Source organism: Halomonas sp. PGE1, from assembly GCF_013000985.1.
GTDB classification, from domain to species: Bacteria; Pseudomonadota; Gammaproteobacteria; order Pseudomonadales; family Halomonadaceae; genus Halomonas; species Halomonas alkalicola.
On record NZ_CP053032.1, the window covers coordinates 3,499,917 to 3,514,200 of the forward strand.

At 69.1% G+C, this 14,284-nt stretch carries 12 protein-coding genes; 3 read left to right on the forward strand and 9 right to left on the reverse strand.

The features are described from left to right. Positions 1 to 156: 156 nt before the first annotated feature. Together HIR79_RS16425 and HIR79_RS16430 are read left to right on the forward strand one after the other, a co-directional pair. A complete protein-coding gene (locus HIR79_RS16425; protein WP_169959160.1) occupies positions 157 to 924 on the forward strand; it encodes a transporter substrate-binding domain-containing protein in 768 nt (255 codons plus the stop codon). A gap of 141 nt (positions 925 to 1,065) precedes the next feature. After that, positions 1,066 to 1,917, forward strand: a complete 852-nt coding sequence (locus HIR79_RS16430) for a TraX family protein (RefSeq protein WP_169959161.1) — start codon at positions 1,066 to 1,068, stop codon at positions 1,915 to 1,917. A 7-nt stretch (positions 1,918 to 1,924) separates the two neighbouring features. Here HIR79_RS16430 and HIR79_RS18700 read toward each other — a convergent pair whose 3' ends face one another. Then, positions 1,925 to 2,764, reverse strand: a complete 840-nt coding sequence (locus HIR79_RS18700) for a cytochrome b5 domain-containing protein (protein WP_169959162.1) — start codon at positions 2,762 to 2,764, stop codon at positions 1,925 to 1,927. Further along, entirely contained in the window at positions 2,761 to 4,053 is a 1,293-nt protein-coding gene (locus HIR79_RS16440; RefSeq protein WP_169959163.1) for a ferredoxin reductase family protein, read from the reverse strand. The genes HIR79_RS18700 and HIR79_RS16440 overlap by 4 nt, the downstream gene beginning before the upstream one ends. A 202-nt stretch (positions 4,054 to 4,255) precedes the next feature. Between HIR79_RS16440 and HIR79_RS16445 the strand changes: the two genes are divergently transcribed. Next, positions 4,256 to 6,280, forward strand: a complete 2,025-nt coding sequence (locus tag HIR79_RS16445; protein WP_169959164.1) for a PhoX family protein — start codon at positions 4,256 to 4,258, stop codon at positions 6,278 to 6,280. Positions 6,281 to 6,356: 76 nt separating this feature from the next. Here HIR79_RS16445 and HIR79_RS16450 read toward each other — a convergent pair whose 3' ends face one another. The 7 genes from HIR79_RS16450 to glaH all read right to left on the reverse strand — a co-directional run bounded on the left by HIR79_RS16450 (position 6,357) and on the right by glaH (position 14,114). Further along, a complete protein-coding gene (locus HIR79_RS16450; protein WP_169959165.1) occupies positions 6,357 to 7,481 on the reverse strand; it encodes a 5-(carboxyamino)imidazole ribonucleotide synthase in 1,125 nt (374 codons plus the stop codon). Positions 7,482 to 7,532: 51 nt separating this feature from the next. Beyond that, positions 7,533 to 8,039: a 5-(carboxyamino)imidazole ribonucleotide mutase gene (gene purE, locus HIR79_RS16455; RefSeq protein ID WP_169959166.1), complete on the reverse strand. Its 507-nt coding sequence runs from the start codon at positions 8,037 to 8,039 to the stop codon at positions 7,533 to 7,535. Between the two features lie 91 nt (positions 8,040 to 8,130). Further along, positions 8,131 to 10,155 carry a TRAP transporter permease gene (locus tag HIR79_RS16460; RefSeq protein WP_169959167.1) on the reverse strand — a complete coding sequence of 675 codons (2,025 nt, stop codon included), beginning with the start codon at positions 10,153 to 10,155 and terminating at the stop codon, positions 8,131 to 8,133. 10 nt (positions 10,156 to 10,165) lie between these two features. After that, the gene (locus HIR79_RS16465) at positions 10,166 to 10,672 is read right to left on the reverse strand and encodes a DUF1850 domain-containing protein (protein ID WP_169959168.1); all 507 of its coding nucleotides are present in this window, start codon (positions 10,670 to 10,672) and stop codon (positions 10,166 to 10,168) included. Positions 10,673 to 10,695: 23 nt separating this feature from the next. Beyond that, a complete protein-coding gene (locus HIR79_RS16470) occupies positions 10,696 to 11,655 on the reverse strand; it encodes a TAXI family TRAP transporter solute-binding subunit (RefSeq protein ID WP_169959169.1) in 960 nt (319 codons plus the stop codon). 159 nt (positions 11,656 to 11,814) lie between these two features. Then, entirely contained in the window at positions 11,815 to 13,011 is a 1,197-nt protein-coding gene (gene lhgD, locus HIR79_RS16475) for an L-2-hydroxyglutarate dehydrogenase (protein WP_169959170.1), read from the reverse strand. Positions 13,012 to 13,133: 122 nt separating this feature from the next. Continuing rightward, complete coding sequence (gene glaH / locus HIR79_RS16480; RefSeq protein ID WP_169959171.1) at positions 13,134 to 14,114, reverse strand: glutarate dioxygenase GlaH; 981 nt, start codon at positions 14,112 to 14,114, stop codon at positions 13,134 to 13,136. Between the last annotated feature and the right edge of the window lie 170 nt (positions 14,115 to 14,284).

The window sequence follows — 14,284 nt, forward strand, 5'->3', positions numbered from 1 at the left end:
TCCGCCGCGGGCGGCATCGGACAGCGGCCGTGGCGCCAGCGTCAAACACCCGTTGGAAATTCCGCCGCCCGGGGCTTTCGGCCCCGCGGCGGCTGGGCTAGAGTCTGCCCGGTAGGCACCCGCAGGGTGCCATCTCTCATCATCAGGAGCTCCTCCATGAAGAAACTGCTGACCGTCTCGATCCTCGGCGTGGCCATGGCCGCCGGCACCGCCCAGGCGCGCGACTACGACCACGTGCGCATCGGCGTCGACGTGCCCTACGAGCCCATGGAGTATCGCGGCGCCGACGGCGAGCTGACCGGCTTCGACATCGACCTGGGCAACGCCCTGTGCGCCGAGATCGGCGTGACCTGCGAGTGGATCGAGCAGGAGTGGGACGGCATCATCCCGGGCCTGCTGGCGCGCAACTACGACGCCATCATGTCCTCCATGTCGATCAACGACGAGCGCCGCCAGACCGTGCTCTTCTCCGACTCCTACATCACCATCCCGGGCGCCTGGTTCGCCCCCGAGGGCAGCGCGATCGAGGAGATCAGCGAGGAGACCCTCTCCGGCAAGAGCATCGGCGTGCAGCGCGGCACCACCTACGACAACTACGCCACCGACAACTACGGCCGCATCGCCACCATCAACCGCTACTCCACCGCCGATGACATGGTGCTGGACCTGCAGGCCCAGCGCCTGGACATCGTCTTCCTGGAGTACGTGGTCGGCCAGGCCACCCTGCTGCAGAGCGAAGAGGGCGACTACCATGTGGTCGGCGAGATGGTCACCGAGCCCGAGGAGTACTTCGGCGAAGGGTTCGGCATCGCCTTCCGCCAGCGCGACACCGCGCTCGCCGAGCGCTTCAACGAGGCCCTGGCCACCCTGAAGGAAGACGGCACCTACGACGAGATCTTCGAGCGCTACTTCGGCGACGAGTGATTCTCGGCACACCATGAGCGGCAAGCGGCCTCGCCTTCGCGAGGCCGCTTGCGTTCCGGGGCCGGCCACCGCGACGAGCCTTGCGGAACTCTCGAGGCCAAGGCCTGTCTTCCCGGTGTGGATAAACACCGAGAGGACAGGATGACCTCACCGACAACCCGCCATACCGACGCCCCCTGCAACACCTCACACGAGAGTATCGCCCCCGGCACCCGCGCCGTGGCAGCCCGCCCCGCGTCCACCTGGACCGGCTGGGGCCAGTGGCTGGCGCTGGCCACCATGACCCTCGACCATCTGACCCGCTACGTGCTGCCCGAGGCGTGGAACCTCGACTGGGCCGGCTCGTCGCTGGGCCGCATCGCCTTCCCGCTGTTCGCGGCCATGGTGGCCTGGCACGGGCTCTTCAATACCCGCAACCCCCTGCGCTACGCGCGCCGGATCCTGGTGATCGGCCTGGTCGCCCAGCTGCCCTTCATGCTGATGCCCCGCGCCTCGGACGCCCTGCTGCTCAACGTCTGCTTCACCCTGGCGGCGGGGCTCGCCTGGGGTGCCGGGCTGCGCGAGCTGCTCGCCCGCTATCGCAGCGGCGAGCTCGAAAGCCGCTGGCTGGCCCTCGGGGGGCTGGCCTCGCTGACGGTCTGGGCCCTGCTCGGCCACTGGGTCGAGTATGGCCACGAGGGGCTGCTGCTGGTGCCGCTCCTGATGCTCGCCATGTACCACCTGCACCGCGCCGGGGAGCCCCTCGCCGAACGCCTGGCGGCGGCCGCCCTGGCCCTGCCGGTGCTGGTGGTGGCCGGGCAGATGAACGCCACCGACCTGGCCAAGTCCTTCACCGTGGCCACCTGCGTGGCGGCCCTGTGGCTGGCGGCCGGCGCCCATCGCCTGGCGCCGGGGGTGCCCCGGGCGATGCCGCGCCGGCTGTGGCTGGCCTGGTACCCGGGCCACTTCGCGCTGATCGCGCTGTGGCTGTGGCTCGCCGGCGGGCTCGGCTGACCCGGTCTCAGGGCCAGCTGTAGACGCCGCGGTTCAAGGCGTCGCGGAAGGCGGAGTGGACCTTGTTGCCGCGCAGGGTGGCGCCGCTGTAGCCGTCGATGTCTTCGGCCAGCCGTTCCGGCTCGTATAGGGCGAAGATGGCGGTCAGCGGCTGGCCCTCGAGGGCCTCGACGAGCTGCTGGTGCTGCTCCCATACCGGATAGAGGTCGTCGTCCTCGTCCAGCCGGCGGTAGTCGACGCCGCGATAGGCCAGGTGGCGATAGCCGATGTTGGAGAGAGTGCCATCGCGCAGGTCGAACTGGACGTTGACCTGCATCTCGCCGCCGTCGCCGAACACGCCGCGGTAGCGCCCATCCAGCGGCAGCCCCAGCAGCGCCCGGTGCAGGCGCTCGTCCTCGGCGGGCGAGAGCCGCGCCGGGTCGCTGTCGGCCTCGCCCTCCTCGGTCGGGGCCGCCGCCTCGGGTTCGAGGGGCTCGCCCTCCTCATCCACCAGGCGTCCGATCAGGTACGCCTCGAGCATGGCCTCGGCCCGCGGGCTGTGGGGTACACCGGGGCGCTTGTTGTCCCACCCCTCGGTGGACTCACGTCCGCACCATTCGAGGATCACCGCCTCGTCGGTGGGGTGGTCGGGCACGTAGTCGGTGATGTCGTAGACCCGGCCATGGATGGCCTTCCAGCAGCTCTCGGCGCCGTCGTGCTCGGCCAGCTCGCCGAGGGTGATGGGATCCAGGGCGTCGTCGTCGGCTGCGTCGCGCTCACTGCTCGAGAGCGCCTGGATCGAGACCAGGGTGGCCAGGCTCGCCACGAAGGCGATGAAGGCAGAGCAGGCGATCTTGTTGATGTTCATAGGAAATCGAAGACCTCGCTGTGGATGCGTGAGGCGGGCACACCCTGCTCGGCCAGCAGCCGCTGCAGGTGGGCGTTCATGGCTGGCGGGCCGCAGAGGTAGATCTCCCGCTCGATGAAGTCCGGGCAGTGCTCGCGCAGGAAGGCTTCGGTCATGCGCCCCTGCTCCCGGGAGTAGTGCCGGGTGAAGGTGAACCCCTCGACCCGCCCGGCGATCTCTTCGAGTTCCTCCCGGTAGTAGGCCCGGGACTCGTCTCTGGCCAGATAGATCAGCTGGACCCGACCCGCCACCTCGGCCCCGGAGGCCAGGTCGCGGGCGCCGCCCACGAAGGGGGTGATGCCGATGCCGCCCCCCAGCCAGAGCATGTCACGCTCGGGGAAACGCCGCCCGAAGAACTCCCCGTAGGGGCCCTCGATCAGCACCCGGGTCTCGGGGGTCACCGTCTGCAGGGCATGGCTGGCGTCGCCCAGGTCCTTGATACCGATGCGCAGGCGCCCATCCGCGGGCGCCGAGGCGATGGTGTAGGGGTGCTCCTCGCCGCGCCCGGCGGAAAGGGTCTCGTCCAGCGGCGAGAGGTAGACGAACTGCCCCGCCTCGTGGCGGATGCCGCCACCCTCGGGGCGCAACACCAGTTCCACCACGCCCCGGGCCAGGGGCACCACCTCCTCGACGCGATAGGGATGGCGCCGCCCGGGCGCCAAGCCCTTGCGCCAGGCGATGGCGCCGAGCCCGGCGATGCCGAGCAGCCACCAGGGCCAGGCCTCGCCGGCCAGCAGCAGGGCGTGCCAGAGCCCCAGCAGCAGCGCCGCCGCGGAGACCAGGTGCAGGCGCTTCCAGCGCTGGTAGTGGGGCTGACCGAAGAAGTCGAAGGTGGGCGCCAGGAAGACCACCAGCGCCGTCCAGGCCAGCCAGCCGAGCCAGATGGCCCCATGGGAGAGCGGCGGAAAGAGGGTCGCCACCGCGGCGTCCAGGGAGGCCGGCACCGCGGCGAGCCCCAGCGCCAGGGCGTGGACCATCACCAGGATGAAGGCGGCAAAGCCCAGCCAGTGGTGCAGGCGCCAGAGCCGCGCCAGCCCCCCGAAGGGACGATCGAAGCCCGGCACCCGGCAGCTCACCGCCCCGGCCAGCAGCATCATGGCGAGCCCCAGGATGCCGGTTACCTTCCCTACCCAGGTGAGCCACAGCTCGGGCGGGCCGGCGAGCCCACCCAACCGCGGCAGCGCCACCGCAAGCGGCAGCAGCAGTGCCGCGATCAGCACGATATCGCCCGCTTTCAGCCGTCGTTGCATGCTCCCTCCCCTTTCACCGACTGACTGTCAGTGTCGTCGATCGGCGCCAGCCTTCAAGCTCACTGGCCTTTAACCGACGGACACTTGATTCGGATCAGCCACGCAGCCGTCATCGAACCGACTTCATTCATACACGCTGATGTAACCCCGCCGGGGCAAGCTCTCCCACCGAGATACCCATCCTCATCCGTGGAGAGCCCCCATGACCCAGCACCAGCATCCCGGCCACGTCGACACCGTTCTCGCCGACGGCGACGAGCCCATGAGCAACCCCTCCGCCAACGGCTACTTCGGCGATATCCTCGAGGCCCGCATCAGCCGCCGCGCCATGCTGCGAGGCAGCCTCGCCGCCGCCGTGGCCGGCGCCATGGCCACCAGCCTGCCCTTCGGCAGCGCCTTCGCCGCCGGCGGCGGCAGGGCCGCGGCTCCCTCCCTCGGCTTCAAGGCCGTGCCGGTCAGCGCCGCCGACAGCGTGGTGGTGCCCGAGGGCTACCGGGTCAGCGCCATCCTGCCCATGGGCACCCCGATCAGCGGCAACATGCCCGCCTGGTCGCCTGGCGCCAGCGGCGAGGCCCAGGCCCACCAGGTGGGCAGCCACCACGATGGCATGCACTTCTTCCCGCTGGAGGGCAGCTCCCGGGACGGCCTGCTGGTGATGAACCACGAGTACGTGGAGCCGCGCTTCCTGCACGCGGCCGCCGCGGGCCTCGCCCTGGATCGCAACGGCTTCCCCCAGAACGCCGACGGCAGCCGCGACGACGACCAGGTGCTCAAGGAGCTCAACGCCCACGGCGTCAGCGTGGTGCGCATCCGCGAGGACGACAGCGGCCAGTGGCAGGTGGTGGAGGACGCCCGCAACCGCCGCATCACCGGCCTGACCCCGATGCGCCTGGCCGGCCCGGTGGCCGGCACCGAGCATGTGGTGACGAAGTACAGCCCGGACGGCACCATGACCCGCGGCACCCTCAACAACTGCGCCCACGGCGTCACCCCCTGGAACACCTACCTGGCGGCCGAGGAGAACTGGGCCGGCTACTTCGCCAACGCAGACGCCGAGATCGATCGCCGTCAGGCCCGCTACGGCATCCAGACCCGCGACACCGGCCGCTACCAGTGGCACCGGGCGGCGAGCGGTGCCGACCAGTACGTGCGCTTCGACGCCAGCAGCCGCGGCGCCTCTCCCACCGAGGACTACCGCAACGAGCCCCACGCCTTCGGCTGGATGGTGGAGATCGACCCCATGGACCCGGCAGCCACCCCGGTCAAGCGCACCCACCTGGGCCGCTTCGCCCACGAGGGGGTGATCTTCGCCCCGGCGGTGGAGGGCCAGCCGGTGGTGGCCTACTCCGGCGACGACGCCCGCTTCGAGTACATCTACAAGTTCGTCTCCGCCCGCCCCTACCACGCCGCCACTGCCGACGGCTCCCTGCTCGACGAGGGCACCCTCTACGTGGCCAGGTTCCACGAGGATGGCCGCGGCGAGTGGCTCGCCCTGGCCCCGGGCGAGAACGGCCTCACCCCGGAGAACGGCTTCGCGGATCTCGCCGATATCCTGGTCAACACCCGCGCCGCCGCCGACCAGGCCGGCGCCACGAGGATGGATCGCCCCGAGTGGGGCGCGGTGGACCCGGCCACCGGCCAGGTCTACTTCACCCTGACCAACAACACCCGCCGCGAGGCGGGCGACGAGGACGCCGCCAACCCCCGCGCCGAGAACCACTTCGGGCACATCATCCGCTGGCAGGAAGAGGGCAGCCACGCCGGCACCCGCTTCGCCTGGGACCTCTTCGTGCTGGCCGGGGACGGCGACGACAGCCGCGACCTCGCCGGCGAGCCCCTGGACCAGGACGCCATCTTCGCCAGCCCCGACGGCCTGTGGATCGACGCCGACCGCCGGGTGTGGATCCAGACCGATATCAGCGAGTCGGTAATGAACACCGGCATCTTCGAGGTGTTCGGCAACAACCAGATGCTGGCCGCCAACCCCGAGACCGGCGAGATCCGGCGCTTCCTCACCGGGCCCGTCGGTCAGGAGATCACCGGCGTGGTGACCACCCCGGACCAGCGCACCATGTTCGTCAACGTCCAGCATCCGGGCGCCACCACCGAGGCCGAGGCCTTCGCCGCAGGCGAGCTGGTGAGCCACTGGCCGGAGGGCGGCAGCGCCATCCCGCGCTCGGCGACCCTGGTGATTACCCGGGAGGACGGCGGCATCATCGGGGCCTGAGGATTCGCTGCCCCCGAAACGCAGGCGGCCCCGCCAGATTGGCGGGGCCGCTTGCGTTACCGATGGGGAGCGCCGTTCAGTCGGTCTGCTCGAAGCTGAAGCGCGGCGCCGGGGCCTCGGGCAGCAGGGCCGCACAGGCGCGCACCCGCTCCATCAGCGCCTCGTGGGTCGGCGCCAGCAGGTTGACGTGGGCCAGCTTGCGCCCGGGGCGCTCGCTCTTGTCGTAGCGGTGCAAGTGGGCGTCCGGCAGGGCGAGGATCGCCGCCGGGTTCCCCTCGCGGCCGATCACATTGACCATGCAGGTGGGCATCCGCGCCGCGGTATCGCCAAGCGGCAGGCCCTGGATGGCCCGCAGGTGGTTCTCGAACTGGCTGGTCACCGCGCCGTCCATGGTCCAGTGGCCGGAGTTGTGCACCCGGGGCGCCATCTCGTTGGCCAGCAGGCTGCCGTCGGCGCACTGGAAGAGCTCCAGGGTCAGCACCCCCACGTAGTCGAGCTCGTCGAGCAGCGCGCGGATGTAGCCGTCGGCGGTCTGCTGGACGCTGTCGTCCAGGTCCGGCATGGGCGCCACGGAGTAGCGCAGGATGCCGTCCACGTGCTGGTTCTCGGCCATGGGGTAGAAGACCACCTGGCCGTCGCGGCCGCGCACGGCGATGATCGACACCTCGCGCACGAACTCCACGAAGGCCTCGACGATCAGTCTGGGATGGCCGATGGCGCGCCAGGCTTCCGCCGCCTCGGCGGGGTCGCGGATCACCGCCTGGCCCTTGCCGTCGTAGCCTTCGGTGACCGACTTGGCCACCACCGGACAGCCCAGCTCCCGGGCCGCGGCCTCGAGCTCATCGGCGTGCGCCACCAGGCGGTAGCTGGGGGTGGGAATGCCCAGGCGGTCGAACAGCGCCTTCTCCTCGGCGCGGTTCTGGCAGACGCGAATCGCCTCGCTGGAGGGATAGACCGGCTTGACCTCCTCGATGGCCTGGACCAGGGAGACCGGCAGGTGCTCGAACTCGTAGGTGACGAGATCCACCTTCGCCAGGAAGTCATCGAGCAGATGGTGCTGGTCGGTGTGGATCAGGACCTCACCGATCCCGGCGCTGGGGTGGCCGGTGGTATCGAGGAAGGTGAAGCGGTTGGCCAGCGGGTAGCCGGCCAGGGCCAGCATGCGGCCGAGCTGGCCGGCACCCAGGACGCCGATGTTCATGGCTTTTTCCACGACCTTCTCCTCACTCGTCTCTCTATCAGGGCTGGGCTATCAGGGCTCGGGACGGGGATCGGGGTTGTCGAGCACCGTCTGCGTCTGCTCGGCACGGAACGCCTCCACCGCACCACGCACCGCCGCATCCTGCAGGCCGACGATCTGGGCCGCCAGCAGGCCGGCATTGGTGGCGCCGGCCTTGCCGATGGCGAGCGTGCCCACGGCGATGCCGCCGGGCATCTGCACGATGGAGAGCAGTGAATCGAGGCCCTTGAGCGCCTTGGACTCCACCGGCACGCCGAGCACCGGCAGCGCGGTCTGGGAGGCCACCATGCCCGGCAGGTGGGCGGCGCCGCCGGCGCCGGCCACGATCACCTGGAGCCCCCGCTCGGCGGCGGACTTGGCGTAGTCGAACAGCAGGTCCGGCGTGCGGTGGGCGGAAACGACGCGGGTCTCGAAGGGAACGCCCAGGCGCTCGAGCATCGCCACGGCGTGTTCCATCACCGGCCAGTCGGACTTCGACCCCATGATCACGCCAACCTTCGGCGACTGTTCGGACTGCATGGATGCTCCTCGGCAACGGCCTCTGTGCGGAAAAGAGTGCGGAAAGGAAAGCCGCACATTCTAGCCGCGCGGCCCTCCCCCGTCACCTTGACTATCCGGACAGCTCGGCCTCGCGCCGGCTGGCCATCCAGTTGCCGCCGATGGCCACGATCATCACCGCCACCCCGATCGCCTCCACCAGGAAGTTCGGCCAGAACACCGCGACGATGGCGCCGGCGATGGCGATCCGCGGCAGCCACGACATCCGCGTGAACAGATACCCCTCCAGCGCCGCGGCGAAGGCCCCGAGGGCGAGTATTGCGATCAACCCGTTCCAGGCCAGCACGTGCAACGGCCCGCCCATGATGATCTCCGGGTTGAAGACCATGAACATCGGGATCAGGTAGAGCCCCTTGGCGAACTTCCAGGCCTGGAAGCCGGTTTCCATGGGCTTGGAGCCGGCAATGGCCGCCCCGGCGAAGCCGGCCAGCGCGATGGGGGGCGTCACGTTGGAGTCCTGGGAGTACCAGAACACCACCAGGTGGGCGATCAGCAGCGGGATGCCGAACTCGGCGGTCAGCGCCGGGCCCACCAGCACGATCAGCACGATGTAGCTGGCGGTGACCGGTAGGCCCATGCCCAGCACCAGGCTGGCCAGCAGCACCAGGATCAGCGCCAGCACGATGTTGCCGCCGGAGAAGGCCAGCATCATGGCGGAGAACTTCAGGCCGAGCCCGGTCAGGCCGACGATGCCGACGATGATGCCCGCCACCGCACAGGCCATGGAGACCGCCACGGCGTTGCGCGCGCCGAGCTCGAGGCCCTGTACCAGCTTCACCCAGCCGGCCCAGACCACGGACCCGACCCGGGCCAGGGTCACCTTCTCGCCCTGGCGCGGGGCGACGAACAGGAACCAGATGGCGTAGCGCAGCACGGCCACGGCCAGCATGGTGACCACCGCGTAGAAGCCTACCCGCATGGGCGACATGTGCATCACCAGCAGCCACACCAGCACGCCCAGCGGCAGCAGGAAGTGCCAGCCCTCCTTCATCACCTCGCGCACCTGGGGCAGCTCGCTCTTGGCCATGCCCTGCATGCCCTGCTTGAGGGCGATGATGTGTACGAAGAGATAGACGGTGGCGAAATACATGATCGCCGGCAGCACGCTGACCTTGACCACCTCCAGGTAGGAGACCCCGGTGTACTCGGCGATCAGGAAAGCGCCGGCGCCCATCAGCGGCGGCATGATCTGCCCGCCGGTGGAGGCCGCCGCCTCGATGCCCCCGGCCTGCTTGGGCTTATAACCCAGGCGCTTCATCAGCGGGATGGTGAAGGCGCCGGTGGTCACCACGTTGGCGATGGCGCTGCCGGAGATGGAGCCCATGCCGGCGGAGGCGATGACCGCCGCCTTGGCGGGCCCCCCGCGCTGGCGTCCGGTGGCGGCGTAGGCCAGGTCGATGAAGAACTTGCCGGCGCCGGTGATCTCGAGGAAGGCGCCGAACAGCACGAAGATGAAGATGTAGGTGGCCGCCACGCCCAGCGGCAGGCCGAAGATGCCCTCCTGGCCCAGGTAGAGCTGGCCCACCACACGGTCGATGTTGTAGCCGCGATGCTCCAGGATGCCGGGCAGCCACTGCCCGAGCCACGGCAGCTCGCCCCGCGGGCCGGCGAAGGCGTAGAGGATGGCCACGGCACCGATGATGGTCATGCCCAGGCCCACCGCGCGGCGGCTGGCCTCCAGCACGGTCAGGGTGGCGATGCAGCCGACGATGATGTCGGTCTGGCTCCAGAACCCGGCACGGCGGAAGATCTCGTCCAGGTAGATCACCAGGTAGCCGCCGGTGAGCAGGGCCCCGGCCAGGAACAGGCAGTCGATGGTCCAGCCCAGCACGCCGCGCTTGCGGTGGGGGCCGAAGACCGGAAAGATCAGGAAGGCCAGCACCATGATCAGCATCAGGTGGATGCTGCGCTGGTAGAAGAGTCCCAGCGGCTGGATGCCGGCCGAATAGAGCTGGAACAGGGAGAGCCCCACGGCCACCAGGGTGATCAGCCAGAGGATGGGACGCGCCTGGATGGCGTTGCCACCGGGCACGGTGACGTCGGGCGCGGTGACAGTGGGCTTGGCGGATTCGCTCATGGGCGTCTCGTCAGGAGGTGGATGCCGAGGTGCGCAGGTGGATCGTCACCCGCTCGCCGGCGGCCTGGTCGCTCAGGCTGAGCCGGCGGCCCTCGTGCAGCAGTCGATGATTGACCTCCGGGGATCCGACCCGGAGGCGATAGCGGTTGCCGGGCACCGGCTCGTCGATCTCCTCGATCCAGTAGCCGCCCTCGCCGTCGGAGACCTGCCGCCCCCGGCCGGGCACGTGGCCGAGCCCGGCGGCGAAGTCGGGCTGGTGGCTGCGCTCCAGCACCATCAGGCCATCGCGGTGGCGATAGCAGTCCTGCACGGGAAAGCCGGCCACGGAGTGGTTCCACTCCAGGCACCAGGCCTCGCCCTCGGGCATCGGCAGCGAGGCGATCCGCCGACCGTTGTCGGCGGTGACCTCCAGCCAGCCCTCGTCGTCGGCATGGGCCGACGGAGCGAGCAGCAGACAGAGCGCAAAGGCCGCCGGCCCGAAGGCACGGCGGCTGACGTCATGGATCGAAGAAGACATCGGGGTGCCCGGCTCGGGGCGCGTTACGGGCGCTGGTGGTCCTGGACCTCGGCGCCGATCTCCTCATAGTAGCGCAGCGCGCCATCATGGAAGGGCACCGGGGTGGAGTCGATGCTGAACTCCACGGTGGTGTCGTTGGCCGCCGGGTGCACCGCGATCAGCTCGTCAGTGTTCTCGAAGAGCAGCTTGGTGATCTGGTAGGCCAGCTCATCGTCCATCTCGCTGCTCACCGCCAGCACGTTGGGGATGCTAATGGTCTGCACCGCCTCGTCCATGCCGTCATACATGCCGGCGCGCAGGTCGTAGGCGGCGAAGACCGGCTCCACCTCGCGGGCGTTGGCGATCTCCTCGTCGGAGAGGCCGATCAGGCGAATGTCGCGGGTGGTGGCCAGGTTGAGGATCGAGCTGGTGGGCGGCCCCACGCTCCAGAAGCCGGCGTCGATGTCGCCGTCGCGGATGGCGTCGGCGGTCTCGTTGAAGTTCAGGCGCTGGGGGGTGAAGTCGTCATAGGTGATGCCGTTGGCTTCCAGCAGGGCGCGGGCGTTGAGCTCGGTACCGCTGCCCGGAGCGCCCACCGAGACCCGCTTGCCGCGCAGGTCCTCGAGGGACTCCACGCCGGAGTCGGCCAGGGTGACCAGCTGCACGGCATTGGGATAGACCGAGGCCAGGGCACGGATGTTGTCGAGCTGGCGGCCCTCGAAGTCACCGGTGCCGTTATAGGCCTGATAGACGGTATCGGCCAGGGCGAAGGCGATATCGGAATCGCCGCGCCACACCAGGCCCATGTTCTCCACCGAGGCCCCGGTGACCTCGGCCACGGCGCTGGCCCCCTCGATATGCTTGTTGATCATCTCGGCCAGGCCGCCGCCCAGCGGGTAGTAGACCCCACCGGTGCCGCCGGTGGCGATGGAGAGCTGCTGGGCAGCGGCCAGCGGGGCCGTGGCGAGCAGCGAAGCGGCGATGGCGTACTTCATGGCGTTCATGGCAATCCTCCGGGCTGGAACCCGATTCTCTTATGGGGTTGTTATCGGCGCAGTGGTCGTCGCGCCTGCACGAAACCTAGCATGGCCCCTGCGTGGGAGGCCAACGGCCATATTTCTACGTTTCCGGATTCTTTCGGCAATTCCACCAAGGTCGCCCGCTCAGCCCTCCACCAGCGACTTCACCTGCTCGACGATATGGGCACCGATGGGAATCGCCGAGGTCGCCGCGGGCGACGGGGCATTGCCCACGTTGAGGGTGCGCCGGGTGTTCACGAACAGGAAGTCGTCCACCAGCCTGCCGTCCCGGGAGACCGCCTGGGCGCGCACCCCGGCCGGATAGGGCTCGAGGTCCTCGAGGGTCAGGCTCGGGCAGTACTTGCGCACCAGCTCCAGGTAGCCCCGCTTGTAGAGGGAGTTCTTCATCTCCACGAGGCCCGGACGCAGGTTCTTGCCCAGCACCTTGAGGATGCCGGGGTTGGTGAACATCCGCGCCATGTCGGTGAGCGAGATATCGCGCTTGTGGTAGCCCTCGCGCTTGAGCGCCAGCACCGCGTTGGGCCCCACGGTGACGCTGCCGTCGATCATCCGCGTCAGGTGCACACCCAGGAAGGGCATGGAGGGGTCGGGGATCGGATAGATCAGGTGGTTGACGATCGCATTGTGCTTCGCCGGCAGCCGGTAGTACTCGCCGCGGAAGGGGCAGATGGTGAAGCCTGGGTCCTGGCCCAGCAGGCGGATCACCCGGTCGGCCATCAGCCCCGAGCAGGTCACCAGATAGTGCCCCGTGAACTCGCCTCCACTGCTGCTTACCACCACCTCGCGGCTTCGCTCCTCGAGGCCCGTCACCTCGCAGCCGTAGCGGATCTCGCCGCCCATCCGCTCGAACTCGGCGGCCATGGCGCGGGTCACCGCGGCGTAGTCGACGATGCCGCTGGAGGGCACGAAGATGCCGCCGACCCCGGTGATATTGGGCTCGCGCTCGGCCAACGCCTCGGCGGAGAGCCACTCACGCTCGAGGCCGTTGGCCGCGGTGCGCTCCCAGAGCGCCTTCATGCGCTCCATCTCCAGGTCGTTGGTGGCCACCAGCAGCTTGCCGCAGGTGTCGTAGGGAATGCCGTGGGCCTCGCAGAACTCGACGGTGGCCCGGTTGCCGGCCAGGCAGAAGCGCGCCTTGAGGCTGCCCGGGGTGTAGTAGACCCCGGCGTGGATCACGCCGCTGTTGTGGCCGGTCTGGTGCATGGCCGGCCCCGCCTCCTTCTCCAGCAGCAGCATGCGCCGCTCCGGGTAGGCCTGCTTGAGCTGCATGGCGGTGGACATCCCCAGGATGCCGCCGCCGACAATGATGAAATCGTGCATCTTCTCTCTCTGCTGAAGGGTGCTGGCTGAACCACGCTGGCGGACACGCGCATGCCACGCCGCAGGGCGTGGCATGGCTCATATCATGACAACCGCTCGGGCTGCCGTCACTTCCCGGCGCCTTACACCTGGCGCGGGTCGCGCAGGGTCTTGGCGTGGGTGAAGTAGCCGCGCTGGCGCATCAGCTCGCGGCGCAGGTCCGGGTGCGGGGTGAAGCGGTCGCGACCGTGCAGCCAGAAGTGGTTGTTGATCAGCAGGAAGCTGCCGACCGGGTTGGGCAGGGAGACGATGGCCGGGCTGGACTCCAGGGACTCGGAGAGGTCGGTCAGCCAGTTGCCCTCCTCGTAGTCCTTGGGCTGCACGAACTGGTCGATGTAGGCCATGATCGGGCGCCCCTCGCGGTCCACGTCGAAGACCGGGTGGAAGACGTCGCGGGCCACGTTCTTGCTGGGCGGCGCGGTCCAGCGCATCGGGCGATGGGCCAGCGGGTGGGCGAAGAAGCGCTCCAGGTCGGCCCAGTCGTCCAGGTGCAGCAGCAGGGAGTTGCCGCCCGCCATGTTCTGCTCGTCGATCTTCATCATCAGCACGTAGTCGGTGTCCTGCTCGACGAAGGTGCCGTCGTTGTGCAGCTCCATGACCCGATGCGGCTGGCGCAGGTAGGAGTCGGAGTTGTCGACGTTCTTCACCACGAAGCGCGCATAGTACTGGCCGCTCATGGCGTCGTAGTTGGAGCGCCCCATCAGGTGAGCCACGGCGGTGGAGAGCTTGACCATCTCCTCGGCCTGCTCCACGGAGTCGAGCCCCTCCATCACCACCTGGAAGCCACCGGTGGCGCGATCCACCAGGGTATTGACCAGCACCGGCTGCAGGGTGTTATCGCACAGGTCGTCCAGGATCTTCGCCACGCGGAAGCGCAGCATCGACTTGTACTCCAGCGCCTGCACTGGCCACTCGGCCACGGCCGCCACGAAGGCCTCGACCACCTCGCGCGAGATCGTCAGCTGGATCAGGCGCGGCGAGGCGGCGGAGGGGGCCAGAGTGAAGCCGCGGATATCGGCGGGCAGCGGCATGGCGACGGCGGGAAGCTGGGTCAGGATCGACATGTCAGGGTCTCCAGGGGAGTGAGAGGATGACTGCCCCTCAAAAATATCTACATTTTTAACTTGTGTCAAAATATATATTTAATGGCGATAGAAATTGCTCGCCATGCCGCCCTCTCCTGCCCCCTGCAAACGACACCGCCGAGGCCAGGGGCCTCGGCGGTGAACGCCAC

What these genes read in the sequence shown, in the direction of transcription:
- HIR79_RS16425 (WP_169959160.1), top strand. Translation starts at nt 157, where the DNA reads ATGAAGAAACTGCTGACCGTCTCGATCCTCGGCGTGGCCATGGCCGCC.
- HIR79_RS16430 (WP_169959161.1), top strand. Translation starts at nt 1,066, where the DNA reads ATGACCTCACCGACAACCCGCCATACCGACGCCCCCTGCAACACCTCA.
- HIR79_RS18700 (WP_169959162.1), bottom strand. Translation starts at nt 2,764, where the DNA reads ATGAACATCAACAAGATCGCCTGCTCTGCCTTCATCGCCTTCGTGGCG.
- HIR79_RS16440 (WP_169959163.1), bottom strand. Translation starts at nt 4,053, where the DNA reads ATGCAACGACGGCTGAAAGCGGGCGATATCGTGCTGATCGCGGCACTG.
- HIR79_RS16445 (WP_169959164.1), top strand. Translation starts at nt 4,256, where the DNA reads ATGACCCAGCACCAGCATCCCGGCCACGTCGACACCGTTCTCGCCGAC.
- HIR79_RS16450 (WP_169959165.1), bottom strand. Translation starts at nt 7,481, where the DNA reads ATGAACATCGGCGTCCTGGGTGCCGGCCAGCTCGGCCGCATGCTGGCC.
- purE (WP_169959166.1), bottom strand. Translation starts at nt 8,039, where the DNA reads ATGCAGTCCGAACAGTCGCCGAAGGTTGGCGTGATCATGGGGTCGAAG.
- HIR79_RS16460 (WP_169959167.1), bottom strand. Translation starts at nt 10,155, where the DNA reads ATGAGCGAATCCGCCAAGCCCACTGTCACCGCGCCCGACGTCACCGTG.
- HIR79_RS16465 (WP_169959168.1), bottom strand. Translation starts at nt 10,672, where the DNA reads ATGTCTTCTTCGATCCATGACGTCAGCCGCCGTGCCTTCGGGCCGGCG.
- HIR79_RS16470 (WP_169959169.1), bottom strand. Translation starts at nt 11,655, where the DNA reads ATGAACGCCATGAAGTACGCCATCGCCGCTTCGCTGCTCGCCACGGCC.
- lhgD (WP_169959170.1), bottom strand. Translation starts at nt 13,011, where the DNA reads ATGCACGATTTCATCATTGTCGGCGGCGGCATCCTGGGGATGTCCACC.
- glaH (WP_169959171.1), bottom strand. Translation starts at nt 14,114, where the DNA reads ATGTCGATCCTGACCCAGCTTCCCGCCGTCGCCATGCCGCTGCCCGCC.